General features: G+C 34.8%; 1 protein-coding gene. It reads left to right on the forward strand.

Features of this window, described 5'->3' with window-relative positions:
* On the forward strand, window positions 1-629 hold a 629-nt coding region (locus IEX80_RS27730), incomplete at its 5' end, for an IS3 family transposase (protein WP_188834832.1).
* Window positions 630-710: the final 81 nt, after the last annotated feature.

A 710-nucleotide genomic window follows, 5' to 3' on the forward strand; every position in this document is an offset into this window, starting at 1 on the left:
TGGTACGGAAGAAAAGGCGAAGGGTTTATACCACCCAATCTTTTCACTGGTTAAAAAAGTATCCCAACTGTATAAAAGAAATAATCCCTAATAAAGTAAATGAGATATGGGTATCAGATATAACCTATTACAGAACAACTCAGGGCTTTGTATATATAAGCTTTATCACAGATGCATATAGCAGGAAAATTGTTGGTTATCATGCTGCAGATACATTAGAAGGTGTTCATACATTAAGCGCTTTACAAATGGCCCTCAAAGAAAATAGGCAACCAATAACCGGCTTAATACATCATTCAGACAGAGGTGTTCAATATTGCAGTTATGATTATGTAAAGCTATTACAGGACAACAACATAATCATTAGCATGACCGAGAATGGTGATCCTTTAGAAAATGCTATTGCCGAAAGGATTAATGGAATTATGAAACAGGAATACCTGGAACATCAGAGCCCGAGTACCAAAGAAGAGGTAATGGAACTATTAACCAAGTCTGTAAAAAGCTATAATAACCAAAGGCCACACATGAGCTGTAATATGCTCACCCCTGAGTTTGTGCATCAAAATAACATAGAAGTGGAGCGAACATGGAAAAGTTATTATAAACCTCAAAATGTGATTTTGTAAACCTATTTTAGGATTAATTAATATTGTAAACGTATAACAGGATTTAGCAGTTAAACTGTAAACTTTTTTTAGGACGAGACA

The sequence above is a fragment of the Mucilaginibacter rubeus genome (genome assembly GCF_014643835.1).
Classification (GTDB): domain Bacteria; phylum Bacteroidota; class Bacteroidia; order Sphingobacteriales; family Sphingobacteriaceae; genus Mucilaginibacter; species Mucilaginibacter rubeus.